This is a genomic window from Azospirillum sp. TSO35-2 (assembly GCF_003116095.1).
Taxonomy (GTDB): Bacteria; Pseudomonadota; Alphaproteobacteria; order Azospirillales; family Azospirillaceae; genus Azospirillum.
In genome coordinates, this window is the sequence record NZ_LGRA01000021.1 from 991,600 (window position 1) to 998,783 (window position 7,184).

A 7,184-nucleotide genomic window follows, 5' to 3' on the forward strand; every position below is an offset into this window, starting at 1 on the left:
GCGTGGGCCAGCACCGAACCGGAAAGGCTCAGATCATGAGCGCTCGTCGTCTCCTGGCACCCCTGCTGATGCTGTTCGCCCTGGCCGGCGCCGCGCCGGCGCTGGCGCAGGACAAGGTCGTCTACCACATCGACAACGCCGCCGAGCAGGGCACCAAGGCGCTGCGCAACATCCGCAACCATCTGGATGTGGCGCCCAAGACCGAAATCCACGTGGTAACCCACGCCGAAGGCGTCGATCTGCTGATGGAGGGCGCCAGGGACAAGAAGAACAACATCGACTATGGTCCGCTGATCTCCGACCTGAAAGGCCGCGGCGTCCATTTCGAGGTGTGCGAGATCACCATGAAGCGGCGCAACCTGTCCAAGGACCAGTTCGTGATGGAGGCGGAGTTCACGCCGTCGGGCGTCGTCCGCATCACCGAATTGCAGGCACGCGACCACTACGCCTACATCAAGCCCTGAAAGGGCCGCAGCCATGGGCCTGACCGTCACCTTCGACGCCCTGATGGAGAGCCTGGGCGAGGACCGCTTCCTGGCGCTGGGCGGGCTTTTGATCGGCACGCTGTTCGGGGTCGTGGCCCAGCGTTCCCGCTTCTGCCTGCGCGCCTCGACGCTGGAGGTGGCGCATGGCCGGCTGGGCGGGCGGCTGGCGGTGTGGCTGCTCGCCTTCTCCACCGCGCTGATCGCGACGCAGGGGCTGATCCTGCTCGGCCTGTTCGACACCGGCAGCGTCCGCCAGCTCAACAACCCCGGCAGCCTGTCGGGGGCGGTGATCGGCGGGCTGATGTTCGGCTGCGGCATGACGCTGACCCGGGCCTGCGCCAGCCGCATGCTGGTGCTGTCGGCGACCGGCAACCTGCGGGCGCTGCTGTCCGGGCTGGTGTTCGCGGTGATCGCCCAGGCGGCGATGCGCGGCGTCCTGTCGCCGCTGCGCGAGACGATCAACGGCTGGTGGGTCATCAGCGGTCCGCAGCGCGACCTGCTGGCGCTGGCCGGCGTCGGGCATGGCGGGGCGCTGCTGTTCGCGCTCGGCTGGTTCGCCGCCGGGGTGGTGATCGCGCGGCGCAACCGCCTGTCGGGCTGGTCCTGGCTGGGCGCGCTGGGCGTCGGAGCGACGGTCGCCGCCGCCTGGTGGTTCACCTGGCGCAGCGCCGCCGCCGCCTTCGATCCGGTGACCGTCCATTCCCTGAGCTTCACCGCGCCGTCGGCCGATTTCCTGATGCTGGTGCTGTCGCCGCCGGGCACCCGCTGGAGCTTCGACACCGGGCTGATCCCCGGCGTGGCGCTGGGCGCCTTCCTGGCCGGGCTGTTCGGGCGCGACCTGAAGCTGGAGGGCTTCAACGACGGCTCCACCATGCGGCGCTACATCGTCGGCGGCTGCCTGATGGGCTTCGGCAGCGTGCTGGCCGGCGGCTGCGCGGTCGGGGCCGGCGTGTCCGGCGCCGCCATCTTCACGGCGACGGCGTGGCTGGTGCTGTGGTCGATGTGGATCGGCGCCGTGTTGACCGACCTCGCGATCGACCGGCCCACGCGCACGCGCGCCGCCGGCATCGTCACCGTTCCGCCGGTCGCGGCGCAATGACCCCCAGGGAGATCCGCATGCTTCGCCTGCCCCGTCGCCACCTGCTGACCGCCGGAGCGGCCGTCCTGGCCGCCCTGCCGGGGCTCGATGCGGTCCGCGCCCTCGCCACCGATGTGGGTTCCTTCGTCAAGGGGCCGCCGGTGCCCGACCGGCCGCTGGTTCAGGTCGGCCCGCATGTCTGGATCATCCAGGCGCCCGACGGCTTTCCGACGCCGCAGAACCAGGGGATGATGGCGAACATCACCTTCGTCGTCGGCCGCGACGGCGTGATCGTGGTCGATTCCGGCGCCTCGCTCCAGATCGGCGAGATGGCGATCCGGATGCTGCGGACGCTGACGCCGAAGCCGGTCGTCGGCATCATTAACACGCACTATCACGGCGACCATTGGCTGGGAAACCATGCCTTCGCCGAGGCGTTCGGCGAGGATCTGCCGCGCTACGCCCTGCCCCACACGCGCGAGGCGATCCTGGGCGTGCAGGGCAGCTTCTGGCAAAGCTCCATGGTCAAATGGACGGCGCAGGCCTCCGCCGGGACCCGGGTTGTCGCCCCCAACCGCGACGCCGCCCATGGCGACGAGCTGTCGCTGGGCGACGTCCGCTTGCGCCTGCACCATTACGGCACCGCCCACACACCGTCCGACCTGTCGGTCGCGGTGGTGGAGGACGGCATCATGTGCGTCGGCGACGTGATGATGGACCGCCGCATCGCCAACATGGACGACGGCTCCTACCTCGGCACCTTCGACACCATGGACCGGCTGCGGGCCGACAGCGACACGCGCATCTGGCTGCCGGCCCACGGCGCGCCCGGCCCCGGCGTGCCGGCGTGGCAGCGCGCCCTGTTCGAAGGCATCTTCGAGCCTTGCGCCGCCGCGGTGAAGGCCGGGCAGCCGATCGAGCAGGCCAGGGCCGCCGTGCTAGCCGACCCGCGCGTCGCCTCCCGCGCTGCGGAAACCAAGGGCTGGGACAGCAACATCGGCAAATACATCAGCCTCGCCTATCTGGAGGCGGAACAGGCCGACTTCTGACCGCCCGGGACGCAGCGATGCCCGACCCGTGTCGACGGTGTGCCTCGGTCGGTGACGGATTGATCTCGTGGCCGGCATGGCCGCTGCCGACGCCGGTCGTCGAAGCGGACGTCGTATTGCCATAACAGCGCTGCGAAACGCGCGCTGCCACCGTCATAAGATAACAAACAACAGCGTTAGCTGCACTGCAACATTCCAAGACAAGGCATGCCGAAACGGCGGGGGTCGATGGGCGTTTCCGGTGCGATGTTTACAGCACGACATGCGGCGGTCGAATGACACCGCCCAACCACAAGATTTCGAGAAGGCCGTATTATGCAGACCAAGCATTCCGTCACCCGTGGTGCGGCAGCCGCCATCGTCGCGCTGGCCGCCCTGGTTGCCGCCGCCGCCGCCGGTGCCTCGTCCTCCGCCGAGCGCGCAGCGGTCCCGACGGCGTCCATCGACTTCCAGGCCATCACCGATGCGGCCAACCGCGATCCGCTGGTCTTCAACTGATCCGGTCTGACAGGCGTCGAGGCGCACCGTCGCCATGAGCGATGCGCCGGATCAGGTGGTCGCGCGTTCAACGATGTCAAAGCCGACGTCGACCACCTTCCGGGCGACCGGATGGCCGGCCAAGCGGGTCAGCAGGGCTTCGGCGGCCAAACGGCCGATGGCGAAGCGATCAATGCGCACGGTGCTCAACGGCGGCGACATGTAAGCGGCGAAATCCAGGTCGCCGAAGCCGATCACCGCGATGTCCCCCGGTACCGCCAGCCCGCGGGCCTGCGCCTCGAGCACCACGCCGTGCGCCATCGCATCGGAACTGCACTGGATGGCGCCCCGCCGAAACCCGTTGGCGAGCAGTTCACCCAGGGCTTCCCGTCCCATGGCCATGGTGCTGGGAGCCGGCGTGGAAATGCAGGCGACGTCGCTGATCCCATGGCCGGCCAAGGTCGCGACGAACTCCCTGCTGCGCAGCGTCGCACGCTCATCGTCGGCGCCGATCGTGGCAAACTGCCGGTATCCCTTGCCATACAGATAGTTGGCGACCCCTTGGCCAACCGCCTTGTGCGAGAAGCCGACGGCCATGTCCACCGCCTTGTGCGACAGGTCCCAGGTTTCGACAATCGGGATCTTGGCGGCCCGCAGTTGCCGGCGCGTCTGCGCCAGATGGCTGGTGCCGGTGAGATAGAGGGCGTCCGGCCGCCGGCTGAGAATGGCCTGGAGCAGGTTGCCCTCGCGCTCGGTCGGGTAGCCGGACAGCCCCAGCAGCATCTGGTAGCCGTCCAGGGCCAGCCGGTCGGTAAAGGCCTGGATCGCCCCGGAAAACAGCACGTGCGTGAGCGTCGGCACGACCGCCGCGACCACTTTGGTCCGGCTCGACGCCAGCCCGCCAGCCAGCAGGTTGGGGACATAGCCGGTTTCCAGAATCGCCTTTTGGACGACCTCCTTGAGTTCTGAGGTCACCGTTTCCGGGTGATTGATCACGCGGGAGACCGTCATCCTCGAAACGCCGGCCAGCGTCGCCACCGTCTCCAGCGTCGCCCGTCCGCTGGACGGTCGCGCGGTGCGGCCCCCGGCAGCCTTTGCCGGCATGGCTCCCTTCTTGGCCCTCTCCTGGCGAGGGCGGAGAGTTGGTGTGTCGGACACGGCGCGGACCCCAAAACGTTGAGTTTTAGATACGGCCTGCGACGGTGAGACGCAAGGACGTCCGCTTGGGCCGATGGGGTCGGCCGGCGGCAAAAAACCCACCGAACCGTTTGATTGTTGGGCGAACGGAAAAAAATCGTGGCAAAGCGCCGCAGCCTCTTGCGCCACATTTTCATTGAGGCTAACAATCGCAGCGCTATTGTGAGCGGTAACAGAACACACCAGGCCCTCTCTCGTTCGAAAGAGAGCGCTCACAGCAGATAATTGCTGGCCATAGATGCGAAACAGCCAATAACCGGCGGCAGCATGGCATCGGAAATGGAGGCGCCACATGAGTGTCCAAACAGTGATGAGTGATCCCGCTGCCGCCATTGCGGCAACGGCAACAAAAACGCGCGTCCGCTGGACGATCGTTGTGATGCTGTTCGTCGTGACAGCCATCAACTATGCCGACCGCGCTGTGCTGGCCATCGGCGGCCCGGTGCTTTCCAAGGAACTTGGCATCAACGCCGCCCAGATGGGCTTCATCTTCTCGGCCTTCGGCTGGTCCTATGTGATCGGCCAGTTGCCGGGCGGCTGGCTGCTCGATCGCTTCGGTTCGAAGTGGGTGTATGCGGGAAGCATCTTCACCTGGTCGGTGTTCACGCTGTTCCAGGGCTTTGTCGGCTTCCTGACCGGCGCCACGGCGGTCGCGGTGCTGTTCGCGCTTCGCTTCGCCGTCGGCTTGGCGGAAGCGCCCTCGTTCCCCGGCAACAGCCGCGTGGTCGCCGCCTGGTTCCCCGGCCATGAGCGGGCCACGGCGTCCGCCATCTTCAACTCGGCCCAGTACTTCGCCACGGTGATCTTCGCCCCGGTGATGGGCTGGCTCACCCACTCCTTCGGCTGGCCGTGGGCCTTCGGCTTCATGGGAGTTCTGGGCCTGATCGTCGCCAGCGTCTGGCTGAAGACCGTCTACAGCCCGGTGGACCACCCGAAGATCAACCAGGCCGAGGTGGACTACATCGCCGCGGGCGGCGGTCTGGTCAATATGGACAACGCCGAGAAGAAGACGGCCAACGCTGCCGACGGCGCCAAGTGGGACTACATCCGCCAGCTGTTCGCCAGCCGCATGATGGTCGGCATCTTCATCGGCCAGTTCTGCATTAATGCGATCACCTACTTCTTCATCACCTGGTTCCCGGTCTACCTGGTGCAGGCCCGCGGCATGTCGGTGCTGAGCGCCGGCTTCATCGCCTCGATCCCGGCCATCTGCGGCTTCGCCGGCGGCATCCTCGGCGGCGTGGTGTCGGACACCATGCTGCGCAAGGGCTTCTCGCTGACGTCGGCGCGCAAGACGCCGATCGTCCTCGGCATGCTGCTGTCGATGAGCATGATCGCCTGCAACTACACCGACGTGCAGTGGGTGGTGGTCGGCTTCATGGCGCTGGCCTTCTTCGGCAAGGGCGTCGGCGCGCTGGGCTGGGCGGTCATGTCCGACTGCGCGCCCAAGGAGATCACCGGCCTGTCGGGCGGCGTCTTCAACATGTGCGGCAACATCTCGTCGATCACCACGCCGATCATCATCGGCTACATCATCCAGACGTCGGGCTCGTTCAACGGCGCCCTGGTCTTCGTCGGCGCCAACGCGCTGATCGCGGCGGTCAGCTACCTCGTCGTCGTCGGCGAGATCAAGCGCATGGAACTGAAAAAGTAATCGGCCCTGGGGCCGCCTCGCGGCGGCCCACCCTTCCCCGCTGAAGACGCAGTCCAAGAGGATTTCCCGATGCACATCGGCGAACAACTGATCAACCCGACCGACAACCGCCTGCGCCTGTCCGCACAGCTCGGCGCCAAGGGCATCGTCATCGACACCCGCCCCAACAGCGCGGTGACCGGTGAGGACGGGCTGTGGGATGCGACAAAGGTGGCGGCGCAGCGCCGGTGGATCGAGGGCTATGGCTTGCGCTTGGAAGGCATGGCCCTCGATGTCGGCTCCATCCTGCTCGACAGCCTGCGCGCGCCGGAAAGGGCCGCTGCCAAGGCCAGGGAACTCCGCCACAACATCCAGGCCGCCGCCGACGGCGGTGTGGACATGGTGAAGTACACGGTCGCCATGGTCGGCATCACCCGCACGGGCGAGGTGGAGGGACGCGGCGGCATGCGCTGCTCGACCTTCAAGGCCGACGAATACAAGGCGGAGAATGACGCCCGCTTCTCCTACTGGGGCACCGTGCTGCCGGACGACGAGGTCTCGCGCGCCGATGGTGCCGCCGAAACCTGCGGCCAGGTGATGGCGTCGCAGGCCGGCGGCATCTCCGAAGCCGAGGGCTGGCGCGCCATCGAATATCTGGTGGAAGCGCTCCTCCCCACCGCCGAGCGGGCCGGCGTCAAGCTTGCCTGCCACCCGCACGACCCCGCCTATCCGCCGGGCGGCCTGAACGGCGTGCACCATGTGCTGGGCTCGCTGGACGGCCTGAAGCGCTTCATCAATCTGGCGCCGGAGAGCAAGTCGCTCGGCTTCAACTTCTGCCAGGGCACCATCGCCGAGATGTCGCGCAACCCGACCGAAACGGTGGTCGAGGCCATCCGCACCTTCGGCCCGCAGAACCGCATCTTCATGGTCCATTTCCGCAACATCAGGGGCGGCTACCTGGACTTCCGCGAGGCGATGCCGGACGAGGGCTCCGTCGACATGGCGGCCTGCATCCGTGCCTACCGCGAGGTTGGATACCAGGGCGTCCTCTGCCCCGACCACGTCCCCTTCTCCGACGTCGATCCGGATCGCGAACGCTTCTTCGCCTTCTGCCTGGGATACACGCAGGCCCTCCTTCAGGCCGCCTGATCCGGGCGCACTCAACCGAAAAAATTCAAAGGATTGGAGACATCATGAGCAAGCTTGGCTTTATCGGACTGGGGATCATGGGCACGCCGATGGCGGGGCATCTGCAGGCGGCCGGC

Annotated in this window: 7 protein-coding genes; 6 read left to right on the forward strand and 1 reads right to left on the reverse strand. The window is 67.2% G+C overall.

The genetic code is table 11. The features are described from left to right. The first annotated feature begins 35 nt into the window (after window positions 1-35). The 4 genes from TSO352_RS20600 to TSO352_RS20615 all read left to right on the forward strand — a co-directional run bounded on the left by TSO352_RS20600 (window position 36) and on the right by TSO352_RS20615 (window position 3,110). A complete protein-coding gene (locus tag TSO352_RS20600) occupies window positions 36-464 on the forward strand; it encodes a DsrE family protein (protein WP_109109119.1) in 429 nt (142 codons plus the stop codon). Between the two features lie 13 nt (window positions 465-477). Beyond that, the gene (locus tag TSO352_RS20605; protein WP_109109120.1) at window positions 478-1,584 is read left to right on the forward strand and encodes a YeeE/YedE family protein; all 1,107 of its coding nucleotides are present in this window, start codon (window positions 478-480) and stop codon (window positions 1,582-1,584) included. A 17-nt stretch (window positions 1,585-1,601) separates the two neighbouring features. Beyond that, window positions 1,602-2,612 carry an MBL fold metallo-hydrolase gene (locus tag TSO352_RS20610; RefSeq protein ID WP_109109121.1) on the forward strand — a complete coding sequence of 337 codons (1,011 nt, stop codon included), beginning with the start codon at window positions 1,602-1,604 and terminating at the stop codon, window positions 2,610-2,612. A gap of 315 nt (window positions 2,613-2,927) precedes the next feature. Then, window positions 2,928-3,110 carry a hypothetical protein gene (locus tag TSO352_RS20615; RefSeq protein ID WP_109109122.1) on the forward strand — a complete coding sequence of 61 codons (183 nt, stop codon included), beginning with the start codon at window positions 2,928-2,930 and terminating at the stop codon, window positions 3,108-3,110. Window positions 3,111-3,161: 51 nt separating this feature from the next. Here TSO352_RS20615 and TSO352_RS20620 read toward each other — a convergent pair whose 3' ends face one another. Continuing rightward, the gene (locus TSO352_RS20620) at window positions 3,162-4,193 is read right to left on the reverse strand and encodes a LacI family DNA-binding transcriptional regulator (protein ID WP_247872278.1); all 1,032 of its coding nucleotides are present in this window, start codon (window positions 4,191-4,193) and stop codon (window positions 3,162-3,164) included. Window positions 4,194-4,578: 385 nt separating this feature from the next. On the opposite strand from TSO352_RS20620, the gene TSO352_RS20625 reads away from it, so the two are divergent. Both TSO352_RS20625 and TSO352_RS20630 read left to right on the forward strand, forming a co-directional pair. Then, the gene (locus tag TSO352_RS20625; protein ID WP_109109124.1) at window positions 4,579-5,940 is read left to right on the forward strand and encodes an MFS transporter; all 1,362 of its coding nucleotides are present in this window, start codon (window positions 4,579-4,581) and stop codon (window positions 5,938-5,940) included. A gap of 69 nt (window positions 5,941-6,009) precedes the next feature. Then, complete coding sequence (locus TSO352_RS20630) at window positions 6,010-7,068, forward strand: mannonate dehydratase (protein ID WP_109109125.1); 1,059 nt, start codon at window positions 6,010-6,012, stop codon at window positions 7,066-7,068. Window positions 7,069-7,184: the final 116 nt, after the last annotated feature.

Coding starts and splice junctions, on each gene's coding strand:
- TSO352_RS20610 (WP_109109121.1), top strand. CDS start 1,602: ATGCTTCGCCTGCCCCGTCGCCACCTGCTGACCGCCGGAGCGGCCGTC.
- TSO352_RS20600 (WP_109109119.1), top strand. CDS start 36: ATGAGCGCTCGTCGTCTCCTGGCACCCCTGCTGATGCTGTTCGCCCTG.
- TSO352_RS20615 (WP_109109122.1), top strand. CDS start 2,928: ATGCAGACCAAGCATTCCGTCACCCGTGGTGCGGCAGCCGCCATCGTC.
- TSO352_RS20630 (WP_109109125.1), top strand. CDS start 6,010: ATGCACATCGGCGAACAACTGATCAACCCGACCGACAACCGCCTGCGC.
- TSO352_RS20605 (WP_109109120.1), top strand. CDS start 478: ATGGGCCTGACCGTCACCTTCGACGCCCTGATGGAGAGCCTGGGCGAG.
- TSO352_RS20625 (WP_109109124.1), top strand. CDS start 4,579: ATGAGTGTCCAAACAGTGATGAGTGATCCCGCTGCCGCCATTGCGGCA.
- TSO352_RS20620 (WP_247872278.1), bottom strand. CDS start 4,193: ATGCCGGCAAAGGCTGCCGGGGGCCGCACCGCGCGACCGTCCAGCGGA.